Origin of the sequence: Mucilaginibacter sp. 14171R-50 (assembly GCF_010093045.1) — a bacterium.
Lineage (GTDB): Bacteria > Bacteroidota > Bacteroidia > Sphingobacteriales > Sphingobacteriaceae > Mucilaginibacter.
The window spans coordinates 894,380-914,600 of record NZ_CP048115.1 but is presented as its reverse complement, the minus strand read 5'-3'; the positions used below and the strand labels follow the sequence as shown (position 1 = coordinate 914,600).

At 44.8% G+C, this 20,221-nt stretch carries 21 protein-coding genes; 10 read left to right on the top strand and 11 right to left on the bottom strand.

What is annotated here, in order from left to right; translation table 11 throughout:
* Positions 1–53 precede the first annotated feature (53 nt).
* The 4 genes from GWR56_RS04165 (at position 54) to efp (ending at position 3,585) form a co-directional block, all read left to right on the top strand.
* Positions 54–1,451 carry a bifunctional UDP-3-O-[3-hydroxymyristoyl] N-acetylglucosamine deacetylase/3-hydroxyacyl-ACP dehydratase gene (locus GWR56_RS04165; protein ID WP_162429903.1) on the top strand — a complete coding sequence of 466 codons (1,398 nt, stop codon included), beginning with the start codon at positions 54–56 and terminating at the stop codon, positions 1,449–1,451.
* A gap of 3 nt (positions 1,452–1,454) precedes the next feature.
* On the top strand, positions 1,455–2,240 hold the full coding sequence (gene lpxA / locus GWR56_RS04160; protein ID WP_162429902.1) for an acyl-ACP--UDP-N-acetylglucosamine O-acyltransferase: 786 nt from the start codon (positions 1,455–1,457) through the stop codon (positions 2,238–2,240).
* A gap of 84 nt (positions 2,241–2,324) precedes the next feature.
* A complete protein-coding gene (locus GWR56_RS04155) occupies positions 2,325–2,942 on the top strand; it encodes an ABC transporter ATP-binding protein (RefSeq protein WP_162429901.1) in 618 nt (205 codons plus the stop codon).
* A gap of 79 nt (positions 2,943–3,021) precedes the next feature.
* Entirely contained in the window at positions 3,022–3,585 is a 564-nt protein-coding gene (efp, locus tag GWR56_RS04150) for an elongation factor P (protein WP_162429900.1), read from the top strand.
* 198 nt (positions 3,586–3,783) lie between these two features.
* Here the strand turns inward: efp and GWR56_RS04145 are convergent, their stop codons facing one another.
* From GWR56_RS04145 to GWR56_RS04135, 3 genes are all read right to left on the bottom strand, one after another.
* Entirely contained in the window at positions 3,784–4,551 is a 768-nt protein-coding gene (locus GWR56_RS04145) for an exodeoxyribonuclease III (protein ID WP_162429899.1), read from the bottom strand.
* An 80-nt stretch (positions 4,552–4,631) separates the two neighbouring features.
* A complete protein-coding gene (locus GWR56_RS04140; protein WP_162429898.1) occupies positions 4,632–5,342 on the bottom strand; it encodes a peptidylprolyl isomerase in 711 nt (236 codons plus the stop codon).
* An 18-nt stretch (positions 5,343–5,360) separates the two neighbouring features.
* Positions 5,361–5,714: a hypothetical protein gene (locus GWR56_RS04135; protein WP_162429897.1), complete on the bottom strand. Its 354-nt coding sequence runs from the start codon at positions 5,712–5,714 to the stop codon at positions 5,361–5,363.
* Between the two features lie 137 nt (positions 5,715–5,851).
* Here GWR56_RS04135 and GWR56_RS04130 point away from each other — a divergent pair, with 137 nt between their 5' ends.
* Both GWR56_RS04130 and GWR56_RS04125 read left to right on the top strand, forming a co-directional pair.
* Positions 5,852–6,181 (top strand): hypothetical protein, encoded by a 330-nt coding sequence (locus GWR56_RS04130; protein WP_162429896.1) that lies wholly within the window; start codon positions 5,852–5,854, stop codon positions 6,179–6,181.
* A gap of 62 nt (positions 6,182–6,243) precedes the next feature.
* Positions 6,244–8,544 carry a TonB-dependent receptor gene (locus GWR56_RS04125; protein ID WP_162429895.1) on the top strand — a complete coding sequence of 767 codons (2,301 nt, stop codon included), beginning with the start codon at positions 6,244–6,246 and terminating at the stop codon, positions 8,542–8,544.
* 141 nt (positions 8,545–8,685) lie between these two features.
* Here the strand turns inward: GWR56_RS04125 and GWR56_RS04120 are convergent, their stop codons facing one another.
* The 6 genes from GWR56_RS04120 to thrA form a co-directional block, all read right to left on the bottom strand.
* On the bottom strand, positions 8,686–9,291 hold the full coding sequence (locus tag GWR56_RS04120) for an HAD family phosphatase (RefSeq protein WP_162429894.1): 606 nt from the start codon (positions 9,289–9,291) through the stop codon (positions 8,686–8,688).
* A complete protein-coding gene (locus GWR56_RS04115) occupies positions 9,288–9,680 on the bottom strand; it encodes a hypothetical protein (protein WP_162429893.1) in 393 nt (130 codons plus the stop codon). The genes GWR56_RS04120 and GWR56_RS04115 overlap by 4 nt, the downstream gene beginning before the upstream one ends.
* 71 nt (positions 9,681–9,751) lie before the next feature.
* Positions 9,752–10,228 (bottom strand): GNAT family N-acetyltransferase, encoded by a 477-nt coding sequence (locus GWR56_RS04110; protein WP_162429892.1) that lies wholly within the window; start codon positions 10,226–10,228, stop codon positions 9,752–9,754.
* Positions 10,221–11,531 carry a threonine synthase gene (gene thrC, locus GWR56_RS04105; protein ID WP_162429891.1) on the bottom strand — a complete coding sequence of 437 codons (1,311 nt, stop codon included), beginning with the start codon at positions 11,529–11,531 and terminating at the stop codon, positions 10,221–10,223. Before thrC ends, GWR56_RS04110 begins: the two co-directional genes overlap by 8 nt.
* Before the next feature lie 98 nt (positions 11,532–11,629).
* On the bottom strand, positions 11,630–12,622 hold the full coding sequence (locus tag GWR56_RS04100) for a homoserine kinase (RefSeq protein WP_162429890.1): 993 nt from the start codon (positions 12,620–12,622) through the stop codon (positions 11,630–11,632).
* Positions 12,623–12,666: 44 nt separating this feature from the next.
* The gene (gene thrA, locus GWR56_RS04095; protein WP_162429889.1) at positions 12,667–15,117 is read right to left on the bottom strand and encodes a bifunctional aspartate kinase/homoserine dehydrogenase I; all 2,451 of its coding nucleotides are present in this window, start codon (positions 15,115–15,117) and stop codon (positions 12,667–12,669) included.
* Between the two features lie 295 nt (positions 15,118–15,412).
* Between thrA and rsgA the strand changes: the two genes are divergently transcribed.
* The 4 genes from rsgA (at position 15,413) to GWR56_RS04075 (ending at position 19,131) form a co-directional block, all read left to right on the top strand.
* Entirely contained in the window at positions 15,413–16,330 is a 918-nt protein-coding gene (gene rsgA / locus GWR56_RS04090; RefSeq protein WP_162429888.1) for a ribosome small subunit-dependent GTPase A, read from the top strand.
* A 108-nt stretch (positions 16,331–16,438) separates the two neighbouring features.
* On the top strand, positions 16,439–16,891 hold the full coding sequence (gene dtd / locus GWR56_RS04085) for a D-aminoacyl-tRNA deacylase (protein ID WP_162429887.1): 453 nt from the start codon (positions 16,439–16,441) through the stop codon (positions 16,889–16,891).
* 121 nt (positions 16,892–17,012) lie between these two features.
* Positions 17,013–18,548: a M1 family metallopeptidase gene (locus tag GWR56_RS04080; RefSeq protein ID WP_162429886.1), complete on the top strand. Its 1,536-nt coding sequence runs from the start codon at positions 17,013–17,015 to the stop codon at positions 18,546–18,548.
* 205 nt (positions 18,549–18,753) lie between these two features.
* Positions 18,754–19,131: a hypothetical protein gene (locus tag GWR56_RS04075; RefSeq protein ID WP_162429885.1), complete on the top strand. Its 378-nt coding sequence runs from the start codon at positions 18,754–18,756 to the stop codon at positions 19,129–19,131.
* Positions 19,132–19,206: 75 nt separating this feature from the next.
* On the opposite strand, the gene GWR56_RS04070 is transcribed toward GWR56_RS04075, so the two are convergent.
* Together GWR56_RS04070 and GWR56_RS04065 are read right to left on the bottom strand one after the other, a co-directional pair.
* Positions 19,207–19,647: a cupin domain-containing protein gene (locus GWR56_RS04070; RefSeq protein WP_162429884.1), complete on the bottom strand. Its 441-nt coding sequence runs from the start codon at positions 19,645–19,647 to the stop codon at positions 19,207–19,209.
* Between the two features lie 99 nt (positions 19,648–19,746).
* Positions 19,747–20,181, bottom strand: a complete 435-nt coding sequence (locus tag GWR56_RS04065; RefSeq protein ID WP_162429883.1) for a CBS domain-containing protein — start codon at positions 20,179–20,181, stop codon at positions 19,747–19,749.
* Positions 20,182–20,221 lie beyond the last annotated feature (40 nt).

The following is a 20,221-nucleotide window of genomic DNA, read 5'->3' as shown; positions in this document are numbered from 1 at the left end:
TAACTGTTGCAAGAAACAATTGAATCAAATGAACCAATGAACACCTTCATAAAATGAACGTAAAACAAAGAACTATTAAGGAGCCCGTTTCAGTTTCGGGCACAGGTTTACACACCGGCCAAAAGGTTACTATGACCTTTAACCCGGCTCCCGAAAAACATGGCTATAAATTTCGCAGGGTAGACCTGCCCGGCCAGCCCATCATTGACGCCGATGTTGATAATGTTACCGATACATCAAGGGGTACAACGCTTACTCAAAACGGCGCCAGTGTAAGCACTATCGAGCATGTGCTGGCCGCGTTAGTGGGTTTAGAGATAGACAACGTGTTAATTGATATGGACGGGCCCGAAACCCCGATTATGGATGGCAGTTCTATACAATTTATTAATGCAATTGAAGCAGCTGGTTTTCAGGAGCAAGAGGCCGATAGGGAGTACTACCATATCCCATACAACATTCATTACTCCGAGCCCGACCGTAAGGTTGACATGGTTGCCATGCCGCTTGATGACGATTACCGCTTCACCTGCATGGTTGATTACAACTCGCAGGTATTGGGTAGTCAGCATGCAACTATCTCAACGCTTGCTGAGTTTAAAAAGGAGATTGCTTCAAGTCGTACTTTTTGCTTTTTACATGAGTTGGAAATGCTGGTAAAGCATGACCTGATAAAGGGTGGCGACCTTAACAACGCCATTGTGGTGGTTGATAAAGAAGTGGACGACGAAGAGCTTTCCCACCTGGCAAAATTGTTTAATCGTAAAGATATCAATGTTGCCCCGCAGGGGATTCTGAATAACATTGAGCTTAGGCACCAGAACGAGCCCGCACGCCACAAGCTGCTGGATATGATCGGCGACCTGGCGTTGGTAGGGGTTCCGCTTAAGGGGCACATTATGGCTGCCCGACCAGGGCACGCGGCAAACGTTGCCTTTGCAAAAAAAATAAAAACCCTGATCAAAAAGGAGCGTAGCCGCAAGCACGTAAAAGTGTACGACCCGAATATGACGCCGGTATACGATACCGTTCAGATCATGAACATATTACCGCACCGCCCGCCAATGTTATTAGTGGACAAGATTTTAGAGCTTACCAAAACGCATGTAGTTGGTTTAAAGGCGGTAACCATGAACGAGCCTTTTTTTGTAGGCCATTTCCCGGGCGCGCCTGTAATGCCGGGTGTTTTGCAGATAGAGGCGATGGCGCAAACGGGTGGAATCCTGGTATTGAACACCGTGCCCGATCCCGAAAATTGGTTAACGCTTTTCCTGAAAATAGAAAACGCCCGTTTTAAAGACAAGGTTTTACCTGGCGATACGTTAATATTCCGTTGCGATCTGATTGCGCCTATCCGCCGTGGCATTGCGCAAATGAAAGGGATTGGTATGGTTGGAGAAAAAATTGTTGTTGAAGCCGAGCTAATGGCACAAATAGTTAAATATAAATAAAGCATGATACAGCCCTTAGCATATATACATCCACAGGCAAAAATTGCCGATAACGTGGTAATTGAGCCATTTGTAACGATACATAAAGATGTAGAAATAGGCGAAGGCAGTTGGGTGGGCTCAAACTCGGTTATCATGGATGGGGCGCGAATAGGTAAAAATTGCCGCATATTCCCGGGAGCTGTAGTATCCGCGCCGCCGCAGGATCTTAAATACAAAGGCGAGCCAAGCACGGTTACTGTTGGCGATAACACGGTTATCCGCGAATGCGTAACCCTAAACCGCGGTACAGCGCTTGATAAAAACACAACTACCATTGGCACTAACTGCCTTTTAATGGCCTATACCCACGTAGCGCACGATTGTGTAATTGGCGATAATGTAATTATAGCTAACGGCGTGCAGCTTGCAGGCCATATCAATGTTTACGATTATGCTTTTATAGGGGGGACGTCGGCTGTGCACCAGTTTGTTGAAATAGGCGCCCATAGCATGATATCGGGGGGCTCGCTGGTGCGTAAAGATGTGCCGCCTTTCACCAAGGCAGGGCGCGAGCCCTTATCCTATATCGGTATTAATTCTGTAGGCCTGCGGCGGAGGGGCTTTTCAGCCGAAACAATTAACGAGATACAGGAGATATACCGGATCATCTTTCTGAAAAAATACAACATTACCAAAGCTTTGGATATCATCGAGGCCGAATTTAATCCTACCATCGAACGCGACGAGATCATCAATTTTGTACAAAATTCCCAACGCGGTATCATGAAGGGATTCGGAAGCAGTTAAGTTAGTTGATGCTCAATAGATCGTGGTTGAAAATATACAACAGGGCTATGATCTATGAACCGGGAACTATCAACTATCAACTACATGAACATTATCCTCCAAAATATTGGCCGTCGTTTTAACCGTGAATGGATATTCAAAGGAATAGATTATACTTTTGAAGCTAATGGCAGCTATGCCATTTTAGGACCAAACGGGTCAGGAAAATCCACTTTGCTGCAGGTGCTGAATGGTAGCCTGGTGCCATCTGCCGGAACGATCACATATACAGACGGTAGCGCAACTGTTGATGCCGGGGATATATTCAATCACCTGAGCCTTGCAGCGCCGTATCTTGAAGTTATCGAAGAATTTTCTTTGAACGAGATGATAGATTTTCATTTCAAGTTCAAAAAGTTCAGGCCCGGCATAGACAAAAGTGCCGTAGCCGATATCCTTAATTTAACAGGTAGCCGTAATAAATTGGTAAAATACTTTTCGTCGGGCATGAAACAACGGCTCAAATTGGCCCTTGCCTTTTGTGCCGATTCTCCAATACTGATGCTGGATGAGCCAACGTCTAACCTGGACGCCCAGGGGATAGACTGGTATTTAAACCTGGCGCAAAAATTCAGTGAAGACCGGCTGACGATAGTATGCTCTAACCAGGAGCACGAATATAGCTTTTGCCCAAACAGGCTTAGCATATCTGATTATAAATAGCAGATAAACTATACTTAACCCCCTACTGTGTGAAATCTCAAATCAATTATATAATTTTGCGCCTCAATTATAAAGTTTTATGGCAAAAGCATCTGATGTAAAAAATGGTAATGTTCTTCGTTTTAACGGCGAACTGGTACAGGTAGAGGAGTTTTTACACCGCACCCCTGGTAACCTGCGTGCGTTTTACCAGGCCCGCATGCGTAATGTTAAAACGGGTAAATTGGTTGAATACCGTTTCCGTACGGATGAAGAGGTGGATATAGCACGTGTTGAAACCAACGATTACCAATATCTGTACGAAGATGGCGATTCGTTAGTGATAATGGATAATACAACTTACGATCAGCATAACGTGCCTAAAAGATTATTTGGGCCTGCCGTAAAATTCCTTAAAGAAGGCATGAACGTTATTGTAGCATTTGAGAGTGATGAGCCTATTATGGCAAACATCCCGGGTTCGGCGGAGTTGGAGATAACTTACACCGAGCCGGCTGTAAAAGGAGATACCTCAAGCGGTGCATTGAAAAACGCTACTGTTGAAACCGGTGCCGAAATTAAAGTGCCTTTGTTCATCAACATTGGCGACAGGGTAAAAGTAGATACCGCGACAGGCGCTTATGTTGAGCGTGTAAAAGGATAATTAACCCTCCCTAACGGCGAGAGAGTGTAACCAACAAAGGCCGCGTATTCGTGGCCTTTGTTGGTTACATGTATTGCGAGAAGCGCAGCGATATGGCAATCTTCGACATGCTTGTCGCTGGCCTGTCCATCAATAGATTGCCTGGTGCCTAGTAATGACCTGCGGGAGAATCATATTGTTCCTATTCCCCTTCAAGGGTTAAAACTCGAGTTCCAGCAATACCGGGCAATGGTCAGAGTGTTTCGCTTCGGGCAATATAGCGCAGCGTTTAATGTTACTTTCCAGTTCTTTACTTACCATGGCATAATCAATACGCCAGCCCAGGTTTTTGGCGCGGGCATTGGCTCGAAAGCTCCACCACGTGTAATTATGCGGCTCCTGGTTACAGTGTCTGAAGGTGTCTACAAATCCCGACTCAATAAAGTTCTCCATCCACTCGCGCTCTTCGGGTAAAAAGCCGGACGAGTTGGCGTTTGATTTTGGATTGTGAATATCAATTGGCCGGTGGCAAATATTATAATCGCCGCAGATAACCAAATTTGGATGCGTAACCTTTAGCAGGGTAAGATATTTGCCAAACTCGTCCAGAAAGCGATATTTAAATATCTGCCTATCATCCCCGCTTGAGCCGGAGGGGAAATAAGCGCTCATTACCGACACCTCATCAAAGTCTACACGGATACAACGGCCCTCGCGGTCAAAATCAGGAATGCCGCATCCGTATTCTATATGGTTGGGCAAGTATTTGGTAAAAATGGCAGTGCCGCTATACCCTTTTTTTTCGGCCGGGAACCAAAAGTGCTGATATCCCATATCATCTACCAGACCAAGCTCTTTTATTACATCGGGTGTAGCCTTAATTTCCTGCAGGCAAACTACATCGGCATCTGTTGCCTGCAGCCAGGCCAGCCAGTTTTTGTTTATCGCCGAACGGATGCCATTAACGTTGTAGGTAATTATCTTCATGTTTTTAATATGTCATGGTGAGCTTGTCGAACCATTAGTCGCTTTAATAAGTCTTCGACAGGCTCAGACTGACATTTGGTTTATTTAGCGTCTGGCCATAACAGCTTATCCAACTGCTTACACTCCTTTTTGCTTAGTACCTCAACAGTCATCGGGATATCGGTTATTGGCCTGTCGCGTTCGTCTTTTTTAACAGCTGCAATCAGATCAACCATATCAATACCGCTTACCACTTCGCCATAAACGGTATAGTTTTGGTCAAGGTGTGGCACGCCACCAACGGTGGTGTAAATATCGCGCTGCCATACGGGTATTTTGCGCCCTTTTAGCCGGGTATTTTCAAGTGTATCCAATTTACCGGCTGTCCAGCGCTTTCCTTCTACAATATAAAACTGGCAGGCGCTTGATGCTTTGGCGGGATTATCGTCGCGCGCTGCGGCCAGCACCCCGCGTTTATGGAACAGGCTATCCCTGAACTCGGCTGGCACGGTATATTTAAGGTCGCCGTTGCCTAGCTCTGCGCCGGGTTTGTTTTTAGCGGTATCACGCGAATCGGGGTCGCCGCCCTGTATCATAAAGTTTTGTATCACCCTGTGAAACAACGTGCCGTTATAAAAGCCCTGCTTAGCAAGCTTTATAAAGTTATCCCGGTGTAAAGGCGTTTGATTATATAAGCGAATGATAACATTGCCGTAGCTGGTTTTTATACGTACGTATTGGTTTTTGGGCGGTTTAGCAAACGCAGTAGCTATGGTAAGCAATAATACTAACAGAATAGATATCTTTTTCATTTGTTTAGGTTGTCAAGGTTAAAATTCCCACTCCATCTCGGCTTCAAAGTAATCAATTATTAACGATTTTATCAGCATCTCCTGTTCAAGCAAAGTATAATTTGGAACGGTTTTTACAAGTTTCCAATGCGGCCAACCATCCTGGTCAAGCCCTTCCAATTCGTAGAAGCCCATTTTGCTGAATAGTTTGCAATTGGCAATGTGCATGAGCTCTTCTTTTTGCCGCTTGCTGAATTTTTTTGGCCCCTGCCCCAGTTCCTGCACACCTATCAGGAACAGCACCACTTTAATATCCGGCTTCTCGTTATCAAACTCAGTGGCAATACGGTCTTGCAGGGCGGCCCATTTCAAATTAATTTCGGCAGGTTTCATACCGGCAAATATACAGATGCGATACCGTTAAACCTTTTTTTGATGACATACAATTAACAACATTGTTACGTTTTAAAAACACGTTTAGCATATTATTAATTATTTTTGCAAGCGTACTACCAAAACATGCGTTGGTTTTGAAAAAAAGTAAATATCATATTTTTTGCGCCTGGGCGCTCATGTTCTGTTTTATAGCAGGGCAATATATGGTATTTGCCCATCAGCATCCTATATTAAAAGCAGCGCACGAAGCAAGTTGCCACGACTGTCATAACACGGCTAAACAAAGCATAACAGAAAAGTGCCAGCTATGCGATGCCATGCATCATAACAGCATGGCGCTGACAAGCCATACCTCCCACACTTCTTTTTCAGGCACGGACTACGCTTTTGTAACTTTTGAATACGACTTTAAAAGCATTGCCTTAATACTTTCGCCTGGCCGTGCACCGCCTGTAATTTCATAATAATTATAACCAATCAAACGCTGCTTTTTTCAGCATTTCCTTGTATTTTTTAATTTATTATTATGAAACTTAAGCTTGTTTATTGCTTTATATTATTATTCTTTCAATTTGCTGCATTTGCCGATGTCATAGATTTTAAGGGTAAAGTTGTTGACGCCAAAACCAACGAAGGACTTATTGGCGCTACGGTCAGCATCCCCGACCTTCATATAGCTGTCGCCACTAATGTAAACGGCGAATTTGTTATTAAATCGATACCTACCAAAGGCCGCTTTGTGGTACAGGTACAATATCTTAGTTATAAAACATTAACGCAAACGGTCGATTTTTCGTCGACAGCACCTATGATATTCGCTTTGCAGCCCAGTGTAATCGAATCGCACGAGGTGGTTATAACCGGTACACCTATTACGGCCGGCAGCCGCAGCAACAGCACTTCGGCATCGGTAGTTAGTAAAGAACAGCTGCAGGGTTCGTCAACCAATTTAATTGACGCGCTGGCAAGGCAGGTGCCCGGAGTAGGCCAGATAACCACCAGTCAGGCCATATCCAAGCCCGTGATACGTGGTTTAAGCTATAACCGGGTAGTTACACTTAACGACGGTGTTAAGCAGCAGGGCCAGCAATGGGGCGATGAGCATGGCATAGAGATGGACCAGTTCTCGGCCGGGCGCGTAGAGGTTTTACGCGGCGCGGCATCGTTGCAGTATGGTTCAGACGCGCTGGGAGGCGTTATCAATGTTATCGACCCGCCAACACCGGCAGAAGGAAACATACAGGGCGAATTTTTGACCAATTACTCGAGTAATAATGGGTTAAGTAATACATCGGTAATGTTAAGTGGTAACCAAAATGGTTTTGTTTGGCGCGGCCGGGGCACTTATCAAAACGCTTACTCATTTAACACACCCGCCGGCCGCTATATTAACAGCGGGTTTAATCAAACCAATGTAAGCGGTATGTTCGGCCTCAACAAAGCCTGGGGCTATTCGCACGTAAACTTTTCTTATTTTAAAAATAATATCGGTTTTTATGATGCCGAGCCCGGCGATCCGTTATATAACAACAGCACCAGCCGCACTTTAGAGTACCCCCGCCAGGATATCCGTCATTATAAAATAGCGGTAAATAACAACTTCCTTTTCGGGTCGAGCTCATTAAAGTTAGACCTTGGCTATCAGAAAAATCAGCGCCGCGAGTTAGAAGACAGCCCTACACCTTCGTTGTTTTTTGACATGAACACCTACTCGCTGGACGCCAAATATTACCTGCCCGAGGGCAATGGGTGGCACCCGGTCATCGGCTTAAGCAGTAGCATTGGCCATAGCGTTAACCTGGGCCAGGAACTGCTGATACCAGCTTATGATGAATATAGCAACGGCGCCTTTATATATGCTAAAAAAGCGTGGGGGCGAAATACCTTTAGCGCAGGTGCAAGGTTCGACTATATTAAAAACAAAGGCAAGGCACAAAACGATGAGGACGGCAATACGATTTTTACAGGGTTTGATAATAAATTCTCTAACGTAAGCGGGGCCTTGGGATACACCCATATTTTTAATGAAGTATTAAGCTTTAAGGCCAATGCCGGTTCTGCATTTCGCGCGCCAAACCCTGCCGAGCTCGGCTCAAACGGCGTACATGAAGGGACAAGCCGTTACGAGATAGGCAACGCCAACCTTAGCCCCGAACGCAGCTACCAAACAGATGCGACTTTAGAGTATGGATCTGGTGTTGTAACGGGGAGCTTTGGGCTATACGAAAACTATATACGCAATTATATTTATGCATCAAACACTAATAAAGAGCAGGTAACAGTTATTGATGAACAAACCGGTTTACCAAGAGATTACGATGCCTACCGCTACGGCCAGGTAAATGCTAACCTGTATGGTTTTGAGGGTAATTTAACTTTACACCCGGTATCTTTTATCCACTTTGAAAACACCTTTAGCTATACCCGTGCAAGCAATATCAGTTTTGACAGGCCCTTGCCTTTAATACCGGCCGGCACTTTGCATAATACCCTGCGCTTTGAGCCTAAGATAAAAGGCTTAAAGGATTTTTATCTATATGCAGGCATTGATAACTATTTTAAGCAAAGCCGCATCGATGCCACTTTTGAAACACCTGCCGATGGCTACACTTTGTTAAATGCCGGCGTAGGTGCAACCTTTAATGTAGGCAGGCAACCGCTTAAACTTTATGTATCGGGCACCAACCTTACCAACAAGGCTTATTACGATGCCTTGAGCCGCTTAAGGCCGGGCAGATACAGCCAGGAAGACCCAACTTATGGTGTTTACAATATGGGCCGTAACATCACGTTTGGGGTATATATCCCATTCGGGACCAATAAATAATTATTAGTTAGTTTAGTTAGAAAGATCGCCCCGCCTTGTTAGCGGGGCTTTCGCTTTTTAAGGTGTTAACCCGCAGTGCCGACTACTGATCTTGCGAGCAGGCTTTGCGTTTTAGCATAACTGTCTTCGTTGTGCCCCTGCTTAAATAATCTTTAAATTTTCTAATTCGGTTTTTAGTTGCTGCGGCGAATTAAAATGAATAGATTGAATACCGAGTTTTTGTGCCGCCAATACATTGCGCAGGTTATCATCAATAAACAATGCGTTTTGGGCTTTAACATTGTGCCTTTGTAACAGTAATTGATAAAAGGCAGGATTAGGCTTACGCATCTTTTCGGTGCCCGAAACAACAATATCGTCAAACCAGTTTAAAAAATCGTACCGCTCCAAAGCAACCGGAAACGTTTCTGCCGACCAATTGGTGAGCGCGTATATCTTATACCTGTTGGTGTTTTTTAGCTGCTCAAATATTTCAACGGTACCCTCAATGGCATCGCCCAGCATCTCATCCCAACGGCCGTAAAATGCGCGGATATTGGCCTCGTGCTGTGGATGCTGCTGAACCAATAGCGATGTGCCTTCTTGCAGGGGCCGGCCGGCATCCTGTTCCTCGTTCCAATCAGGCGTGGTAATATTGGCCAGAAAATGTAGCATATCCCGCTCGTCGGCAAATAGCTTCCGGTAAAGATATTGCGGGTTCCAGTCGATAAGTACTGCTCCGAGGTCGAATATGATGGTATCGGTCACTTTTTATTTTCCTTCTCCTCTTTATAATCTCGTTCGGTAACCTTAACGGCGGTGATAACTGAATCTTTGGTCATGGTGAAAACCAGGTTTTTGGTATACAGCGTATCAATTCCGCTCATTTTACGTATTATCTCATAATGAAAGCTAAGGCTGTCGCGACTAAAGCGATCCGGGTAATGAAGCATACCCACAATATTATTGAATTTAAGGCCAACCAATTTATGGGTAGCAAGCAGGTCCTCCACCATCAGGTTGCGCCTCGGGAAGGTAAGTCCATCGCCCTCATTCCATCCTTTCCGTTCAAACTTTTGTTTGTAGGTGCAGCTTGCCAGCATGGCTGCCATCAGCATGAAAATGATATATAGATTGATGTGTCGGGGGCGGATCATATTATTTAGTATTACTTAGCAAATATCCTTTAAATCCTTTTAAACAATGTAATTATTTTACATTGTTACAGTTAAGGCGCACTTGCCCGCCAAATGATATTTACAGCCGATAACACATCCGTCTCTAAACGAAGATCGCTGTTTACAACAAAATCGTTTTTTCGGTAGAAATTTATCGGCGACAAATAAGGCCTGCCGTCAGCTTTAACATCATTATCATGGTCAACAGCCCAGCCAAAAAGGGTGTCTTCCCTGGCCTTTAAGGCATTTAATAATTGTGTACCATACCCTCTGCCATGCCAAGCCCCCTTCAGCATGATAAAAAAGCAGCGAATGCCGCCGACAGAAAACAAGGTGGCCCAGCCAATAACTGCACTATCCTTATCTTTTAATAAAAAATAGTCTGGATTTATCAGTGTACCTAAGTAATCGTTAAATTCTGTTATGCCGGGCATACACAGCCTTGTAGGGTACTCGGCGTTCCAGATGCTCAAGAGGTTGTCCTTTTCCTGCGCTGTTAAATCATTAACGTGTTCAACATTACACATTATGTAACAAATAGGTTTTCAGTTCCTCGAAGCTTGTGCTTAAGCTTGTTGCACGGCGCGGTTTTTTCTCAAGGTCTTTAACCTGCTGTGGTATTGCTATTTTACCGGCTACATCCTGTGTAAACACATCGGGGAATTTGCAGGGATGGGCGGTTGATAAGAAAACACCGGCGGTATCTTTGGCATTCTGCTCATCCTGATAGGCCCTTAGCGCTTTCCAGGCAATAGCAGTATGCGGGCATACTACATAATTATATTTTTTTGAAATATCGCTTATGGCCTGCAATGTTTCTTCGTCGTTATAAGTATAGCCAACAATTAGCTTTTTAAGCGCCTCGGGTTCGTCTTTAAACAGGTCGGCAATACGTACCCAATTGCTTGGGTTACCCACATCCATAGCGTTTGAGAGCGTAGCTATTGACGTTTTTGGCTGATATACACCTGTTTTAAGGAACGACGGGACGGTATCGTTAGCGTTGGTAGCAGCAATAAATTGCCCGACAGGTAAACCCATTTTCCAGGCAAGCAAGCCTGCACCTATATTGCCAAAGTTGCCGCTTGGTACCGCGAACACTACCTTACTGATGCCTTCGCGAAGTAATTGTGCGTAAGCATTAAAGTAATAGAATGTTTGTGGTATAAGCCGTGCGATGTTAATGGAGTTAGCCGATGTTAAACGAAGCTTTTCATTCAGCTCCTGATCGGTAAACGCTTGTTTAACCAGCGCCTGGCAATCGTCAAATGTGCCATCAATTTCCAGTGCACGGATGTTTTGGCCATTTGTGGTGAGCTGCAGTTCTTGTATGTTACTTACCTTGCCTTTCGGGTACAGAATAGTCACCTGGGTATTGGGTACCCCTAAAAACCCCAGAGCAACTGCGCCGCCGGTATCGCCCGATGTTGCCACTAAAACATCGAGTTGTTTTTCGCCTGCTTCTAAAAAGTAACTCATCACCCGGCTCATAAAGCGCGCGCCAAAATCTTTAAACGCCAGCGATGGCCCATGGAAGAGCTCCAGCACGTAAACCTTATCTTCCAGTTTTACAACAGGCGCGTAAAAGTTGATGGCGTCGTGGATAATGGTTTTGAGGTCGTCGGCAGGGATGTCATTGCCCAAAAGATTTTGCGACACATGAAAAGCTATCTCGGGCAGGGTGTATTGATCAAGGTTGTTCAAAAACTTATTATCAAGGCGGGGTATCTCTACCGGCATATATAAGCCTTTATCCTGCGGCATACTATTAAAAACCGCCTCTTTAAAACCAACTCTTAGATCTGTATTGTTAGTGCTGTAGAATTTCATTTTGATTTCGGATTCCGAATGTTCGATTTCGGATTTTTAAAGTTCATATTAATACTGTTCGAAATTCGAAGTTGTAAATCCGAAATTCGAAATTAGGTTTATCCCAAAACCCTCGGCCCGGCATCATTTATGGTTGATACATAACCGTTGGAGCCAATTTTTATATTGGTTAAATGCTGCTGTAATTTAGCAGTGATACGCCTGGCGGTTTCCTCATCGCGGGTGAACGCGAATACGGACGGGCCAGAGCCGGAAATGCCGAAACTTACCGCGCCGAGTTCCATAGCCATTTGGCGCATCAGGTAAAAATCGGGGATGAGCATACTCCGTACCGGCTCAACCAAAACGTCCTTCATACTGCGGCCTATCAGATCGAGATCCTGCAGAAACAAGCCGCTTACCAAACCTGCTATGTTACCCCACTGGGTTACAGCATCCTTCATCTGAATGTTTTTTCGGATGATCTGCCGGGCTTCGCGGGTTGGCACATCCACATCCGGAAATACAATTGCGCACCATAGGCCCGCCGGGTGTGGCAAACGCACTAAATCCAAGGGTTCGTAACTGCGTATCAATACAAAGCCGCCCAGTAAAGCAGGGGCAACGTTATCTGCATGGCCATGCCCGCAAGCCATCTCCTCGCCTTTCATGGCAAAAGGCAACAGGGTAGATGGGTCGGCATCATCGCCCAATAGCGTTTTGATGGCAAACAAACCGGCAACCGTACTGGCCGAACTGGAACCCAGGCCACTGCCTATCGGCATTTTTTTGTGCAATTCTATATCTACCCCAACGTCTAACCTATCGATGCTTTGCAGATAATGTTGTACGCTTACGCTAACGGTGTTTTTAGCCGGGTTAAGCGGCAGGCGGCCATCATCACCGGTAATTTTACTGATTGTGATACCGGGCTTGTTGGTCATGCGCATAATCACCTCGTCTCCGGGTTCGTTCACAGCAAAGCCAAGTACATCAAATCCGCAAACTACGTTAGCCACTGTAGCCGGGGCAAAAACGTGTATACCCTCCCGCCCCCCTGAAGGGAGCGATTTTGAAGGACTTGACTGTAATATTTCTTTTAAATTTTCCATTATTTACTCGTTATGCTCCCCCTTCAGGGGGTTAGGAGGCGAATTTAATTCGCGCCCACATTTATCAGATCGGCAAACACACCGGCGGCGGTCACTTCGGCGCCTGCGCCCGGGCCTTTAACCACCAGTGGCCGATCTTTATACCTGTCGGTAGTGAAAGATATGATGTTGTCGCTGCCGCTCAGCATGTAAAAAGGGTGGTTCTCATCAACACTTTGCAGGGTAATGGAGGCCTTTCCGTTTTCCAGCTTACCTATGTAGCGTAAAACCTTTTTGGCTTTCGCTGCCTGCTCTTTCAAATCGGCGAAGTATGCATCTTCGGCCTTGAGCGCGGCGTAGAAATCTTCAACGGTTTGGGCCTCTAAACATGCTTTTGGCAGTACACTCTCTATTTCTACATCTGCCTCTTCCATTTGGTGGCCTGCATCGCGGGCAAGGATCAACATTTTGCGCATAAAATCCTTTCCGCTCAGGTCGTCGCGCGGATCGGGTTCAGTATAACCTTTCTCCTGCGCCTCTTTTACCACATCATGGAAATTAGCATCGCCGTTAAAGTGATTAAAGATAAAAGAGATTGTGCCCGACAGGATCGCCTCTATCCGTTGTATGCGGTCTCCGCTGCTCATCAGGTCCTTTAACGTACGGATGATTGGCAGACCCGCACCTACGTTGGTCTCATAAAAGAAGTCGACACCGTGCTTGCGTGCGGTATCCCTGAAGGTTTTGTATTGTGCAAATGATGCCGAGTTGCCTATTTTATTGCAGGTAACCACTGATATATTTGATTTGAAGATCTCCTCGTAAAAATCGACTGGCTTTGGGCTGGCGGTGTTATCAAGGAATACGCAGTTGGGCAGGTTCATTTCTTTCATTTTAGCGATGAACGCTTGCAGGTCGGCGGTATCGGCCGATGCCTGGAGGTCGTTTTGCCAGGTATCGAGTGATAGGCCATCGGCATTGAAAACCATTTTACGGGTATTGCTTATTCCGGTGATCTTTACCTGTATGCCGTTGTTTTTTTGCAAAAATTCAGTGTGCGCGTTTAACTGGTTAAATAAGGTTTTACCAATATTACCGGTACCGAGGCAAAAGGCGTGCAGGGTTTTAGTAAGCTCGATAAAAAAGGCATCATGTACCGCGTTCAGCGCTTTGGCAAGATCATGCGCCGAGATGATCACCGAAATGTTATATTCTGACGATCCCTGGGCTATTGCCCTTACGTTAACTCCGTTGCGGCCCAGCGCGTGGAATAATTTACCGCTCATGCCGGGGGTTTGTTTCATATTCTCGCCCACAATAGCCAGTATGGCCTGTCCTTTTTCTACCACCAGTGGCTCAAGTTTATTCGCCGCCAGTTCCAGTTCAAATTCCTGTTCAATCAACTGTTTGGCCTTATCAACGTCATGCGGTTGCACGGCAAAAGTGATGCTATGCTCAGATGATGATTGGGTGATTAGAATGATATTGATCTGTTCTCGCGCAAGTAGCGAGAAGAGCCTGCCGCTAAAGCCCGACTTACCAACCATGCCGCTACCTTCTAAGTTAAGGATGCTGATGTTGTTGATAGACGAGATTCCTTTGATAGGCAGACTTGACGCCTTGCAATTATGACGGATAACAGTACCCGCAAAAGCCGGCTCAAAAGTATTTTTGATAACAATAGGTATCTTCTTTAAAAACGCAGGGATCATAGTTGGCGGATAGATAACTTTGGCTCCGAAGTACGAAAGTTCCATAGCTTCAGTGTAAGTAAGTTCCTGCAGCGGGAACGCCTTTTGCACCATGCGCGGGTCGGCGGTCATCATGCCATTCACGTCTGTCCATATCTGTATCTCTTCTGCATTTAATGCAGCCCCGAAAATGGCGGCGGTGTAATCGCTTCCGCCGCGGCCCAGGGTGGTTATCTGCCCTGCGTCGTTACTGGCAATATAACCGGTGACGATAAGCAGTTTATCGCTGTTTTCGCGATAAAAGCCATTTATCAAAAGTTCAGTTAAGCTGATGTTTACTTTGGCCTGCCCAAATGCGTTATCGGTTTTTATCAGTTCAGAAGCGTCAACAAAAATTACATCGTTGAAGTGCTGGGCTGCAATTTTGCTTACCATCAGCGCCGAGCAACGCTCGCCATAACTTAGTATCTGGTCGCGGGTTTTTGGGGTAAGCTCACGCAAGGTCAATACGCCCTGCAGCAGCTCTTCCAGGTGATTAAAATGAATTTTAAGGCGGGTGTAGGCGGGGTTCTGGTTCTGAACGTTAAGCAAGGCTTTAACCACGTCAAAGTGGCGTTTTTCCAGTTCAGCTAATTGAGCGGTAAATTCCTTGCCGTTGGCGGCATCCTCTGCCATGGTTACTAACAGGTTGGTTACTCCACCCATGGCAGATAATACTACTACCGGGCGGCTACCGGGTTTATCCTCATCCTTTAAAATATCAAGCAGGGTTTGTATGCTGCTTACCGAACCTACTGAAGTGCCACCGAATTTTAAGATCTTCATTTCTATTCTTATAATTACTTTTCTTCGCCCCCTCTCCTTCAGAGAGTGTTGGGTGAGGCCAAAAAAAAGCCTTCCTCTTTGCGGAGGAAGGCTTTCATTTGGTTTTGTTTATGTTTTTACACCATACGATTATCTTCCTCCGTGTTTTATCCCGGTGGTAATAATAGTTGTAATAATGGTGTTGTTAGTTGTCATATATATAATGTCGGTAAAGTAAGTAGATTTTAAATTAATAACCAAATGTAAAGTAGTTTTATTTTTTCAAACCTTTTAAATCTTCCTAAATTGCAGCCTTATGCAGGGACTGATAACAAAATCGACCGGGAGCTGGTACCAGGTGAAGAGTGGTAAAGACACTATCGAGTGCCGTATCAAGGGGAAATTCCGGATAAAAGGGATTACTACCACCAACCCGTTAGCGGTTGGCGATGTAGTTGATTTTGAGATGGAGCCCGAACAGGGAACGGGGGTTATAACCAACCTGCACCAGCGTAAAAACTATATTATCCGTAAAGCCATCAATCTTTCCAAACAAGCGCAGATCATAGCGGCCAACCTGGACAGGGCGCTTTTAGTAGTAACCCTTGCCTCGCCCCGCACATCGCTTGGCTTTATCGACAGGTTTTTAGTTACCGCCGAAGCGTACGATATACCAGCCTGCCTGATATTTAATAAGCTGGATTTGTTTAGCGATGAAGGTTTGAAAATATTGGATGAATATAAGGCTATATACGAAAATATTGGCTACCCATGCTACTCGGTGTCGGCTTTAGAGGGTACCAATATCGATGAGATACAAAGTTTGCTGAAAGAGAAAGTGACGCTATTCTCCGGACACTCAGGCGTAGGTAAATCCAGCCTGATCAACTGCTTATTGCCTAACCTTGACCTGCGCACGCACATGATATCTGAATGGAGCGATAAGGGAATGCACACGACCACCTTTGCGGAAATGTTTGAACTGCCACAAGGCGGATATATTATTGATACGCCCGGTATCCGCGAATTGGGTGTTATCGATATAGAGAAAGAAGTGCTGAGCCATTTTTTCCCCGAAATGCGCGAACGCCTGAACCAATGCCGCTTTAACAACTGCCGCCATATTAATGAGCCCGGCTGCGCAGTATTGGATGCACTGGAAAAAGGCGAGATTGCGCCATCGCGGTATGATAGTTATTTAAGTATTTATCATGGCAACGATACGAGAGCGTAAGGGATTCAAGACTTTTAGAGTCAAGAATCAAGGAAGAAAAATAATATATAGTACTACATGTTGCGAGATCCTGACTCTTATGTCTTGATTTCTTGAATCTATTTAAATATGCGGGCAGTAATACAACGAGTTTCAGAGGCATCATGCCGGGTTGAGGGCAGCATCACCGGGCAAATTGGCGTTGGATTTATGGTGTTATTAGGTGTTGAAGACGCAGATACCGATGATGACTTGCAATGGCTTGCGCAAAAAATTACCGGCCTGCGCGTATTTAGTGACGAGAATGGCCTAATGAATAAAGCGCTCGCTGATGTTGGAGGCGATATATTACTCATATCGCAATTCACCCTGTTTGCCCAAACAAAAAAGGGTAACCGTCCGTCGTTTATTCGTGCGGCCAGGCCGGATAAAGCGATCCCTGTGTACGAGCAGATGATAAAAACGCTGGAAACCATTACCGGTAAAAAAATAGCCACCGGTATTTTTGGCGCCGATATGAAGGTTAATTTGGTAAACGATGGCCCGGTAACCATAACAATAGATACAAAGGTTCGGGAATAGGAATTGCCCGTATGCTGATAAGCGAAAACTGTTAAATAAGACCTATTTACACCTTTTGCGCGATTTTTAGTAATATTACGCTATGCGTAAAACTTTAACTCTCCTGCTTTTTGCTCTTGCTATGTCTGCATTGTCAGCCTTGGGCCAGGCACCCGGCTCAAGCATAGACGTGCAGCATTACCGCTTTGCCATCGACTTAAACGATGCCGATAATGTTATTAAAGGGCAGGCGACCCTTACAGTGAAGTTTTTAAAGCGGGCAGATAAATTTACGCTTGACCTGGCAAAGCAAAATAGCGAAGGCAAAGGCATGTTGGTAACCGCTTTAAAGGAGCATGGCAAGGCTGTTATGTTTTTGCAAGATAGCGATAAGCTGATCATCAACGCCAAGGGTGCGCCGGGATCTGTGCATAGTTACCGGATTAACTACCAGGGCACCCCTACCGACGGACTGATCATATCTACCAACCAATATAAGCACCGCACATTTTTCGGGGATAACTGGGCAACCCGGGCCCGTAACTGGCTGCCTTGTGTAGATCATCCAGCGGATAAGGCGTCGGTAGAGTTTTTGGTGACTACGCCTGCGCATTACAAAGTTGTAGCCAACGGGTTAAAGGTTGCCGAAAAACTGCTACCAGGCAATAAAAGATTTACGCACTGGCGCGAGACCGCCAAACTGCCAACTAAAGTAATGGTAATAGGTGTAGCCGATTTTGCTGTGGCTAACCCAGGTAACCCCGGCGATACCCCCGTTTATACTTATGTGTTTCCGGAAGATAAAGAGGTCGGGTTTAATAGCTATGCAGTGGCCACAAAAATACTGCCCTGGTTTGTCAGTAAAATAGGGCCGTTTCCATATAAAAAACTGGCTAATGTACAATCAAAAACCATCTTTGGAGGCATGGAAAACGCCGGGGCGATATTTTATTATGAAAAATCGGTGAATGATAAGGGTATTGAAGCTTTAATGGCGCATGAGATAGCACACCAATGGTTTGGCGATGCCATTAGCGAAAAGACGTGGCAGCATGTATGGCTTAGCGAAAGCTTTGCTACCTATATGGCCAACTTATACCTTGAAGGAACTTATGGACCCGATAGTTTAAAGTCGCGCCTGGAGGATGACAGGAAGCTGATATTTGCTTTTGAAAAGCAGTACCTTGCCCCGGTGGTCGACTCTGCATTTAAAGGCCCGATGATTAACATGCTGAATACAAATGCTTACCAAAAAGGCGGCTGGGTATTACACATGCTGCGCCGCAAAATAGGCGACGAAGCGTTTTGGAAAGGCGTATGTAACTATTATAAACTATACAATGGCAGTAATGCCAATACCGACGATTTGCGAGCGGTAATGGAAAAAGTTAGTGGAACAAACCTAAAGCCATTTTTTTACCAGTGGCTGCGCACCTCGGGCCACCCACAGCTAAAAATATCCCAGGTTTATAATGACGCGGCCAAAACCGTCGCCATCCATGTAAACCAATTGCAGGCATTACCTTACCAGTTTACGCTGGAACTACTGGTGGATGGAAAGCTTTACCAAATGAATATCAAAGGTGCCGAAACTATCTTAACGTTATCGTCGGCGTCTGCCAAGCCGGATATCAAGGTTGACCCAAACGTTAATTTGCTCGCTTCGTTTGTGCAATAATTAAACCTTTAATAGGCACCTGCGTCAAAGACGCAATGCGTTTAATTTAGTTTGGGTAATTTTAATTTTGCTTATTTTTTATTTTGGCAAATTAAAAAATTCAAAACATTATATCTTTTTAAAATGTTTTTCGTATAATTGAATTATAAAGTAGCCAATACGGCTATGTAAAAATTAACCGATCTGTTCACTTTAATTTTTCATCATGACAAAGGCTTATCAATCCATTTATGTAAAGTTTTGCAGGTGGAGTTTCAAAAATTTCGGTCAGGGGGCGTTGCCTCAATTTAAATCGTTGTTTAACGTAAGCTTTTTGCTGGTTGTGGTGTTAACAAACGCCATGCTGTTTACAAAGCTTTTGGTTAAGGCGCAATGGTTAACATTAAATATGTCCTCGTATGTGGCGATCCTTTTTGGTGCGGTAGCTTTTTTACTATTAAATCATTTTATATTGTTAAATAACCGCATGTTTAAAAAGCTTAATGCCCGCCTGGCAACTATAAGCGCGCACAATAAAAACCTGTTTTCGGTTGTGTTGCTTGTGAATGTATTGTGTGCCTGTGGGTTGTGCTTTATAAGGTAAATACTAAATCAGATATAAAAAAGCAGGGAAACATCACGTTCCCTGCTTTTTTATTTTGTGCATGGTTGTAAATATTTATGCAATTACCACATCGTATTTTTTTGCAACGTTGTGCATCGCCGCGTTGTTTTTTCCAAAGACCTTAACGGATCGTCCCGACGGTTTAAATGCGCTTGGCTGACTATCCGGGGTGAGCGTAACCAGTAATACGCCGGTTTGCGTTCCTATATTTTTAATGCTATGCACAATACCATGCGGAATAAAAATGTTAGCACCCTTTTCCGCTTCGAACGTTTTACCTTCTGCAAAAAGCAAAAAATTGCCGTTGGTAACCAAAATTACTTTGTCTTCGCGGTTACAGACATGGGCCGACGACACTGCGCCGATGCCTATTTCTTGTTCTATAATAGTTAATTTACCGCCGGTACACTCGGCGCTCAGGATGAGGTTCATACGTATTCCCTCTATTTCGGTCCCCGCTTGTTGGGGCCCTATATGATTAGTAGCAGATGTCATTGTGATAACTCTTTATTATTACTATGACGGAGCTTTAACCGCAAGTGTTACAAGTACACTTAGAAAATGTTGTATGTTTAAACGTATATAGGGCTGATTTTAAGTAGACTGTATATAGCTGTGCAGTTGCTCAATGGTCTCTTTCTGCGAGTGGATGGTTTCGTAAACCACATCGTTTATAGATATTATACCGCATAACTCATCCTGCTGGTCAAAAACCGGCAGATATCGTATGTTATTCTCGCTCATCACCAGCATACAAGTATCAACCGATGATTCGGGCGTTATCTTCGGGAAGTTATTGCTCATGATCTCACCAACTGTTGTATCGTCCGAGTGTTTGCCCATCAAGATGATCTTGCGGGCGTAATCCCTTTCTGTTACCAACCCTATGTATTTGTTATTTTCTGTTACTACTACCGAACCGATATTTTTATCAGCCATAAGCTTCAGTACATTTAAAACGGTGGTTTGTGTAGGTACAGCAATAACATTGCTGCCCTTGCGGGCCAGGATGTGTTTCACGCTTTTCATATCAGTTGGGGTTATTTGGTAACTGAATTTACGAATAACT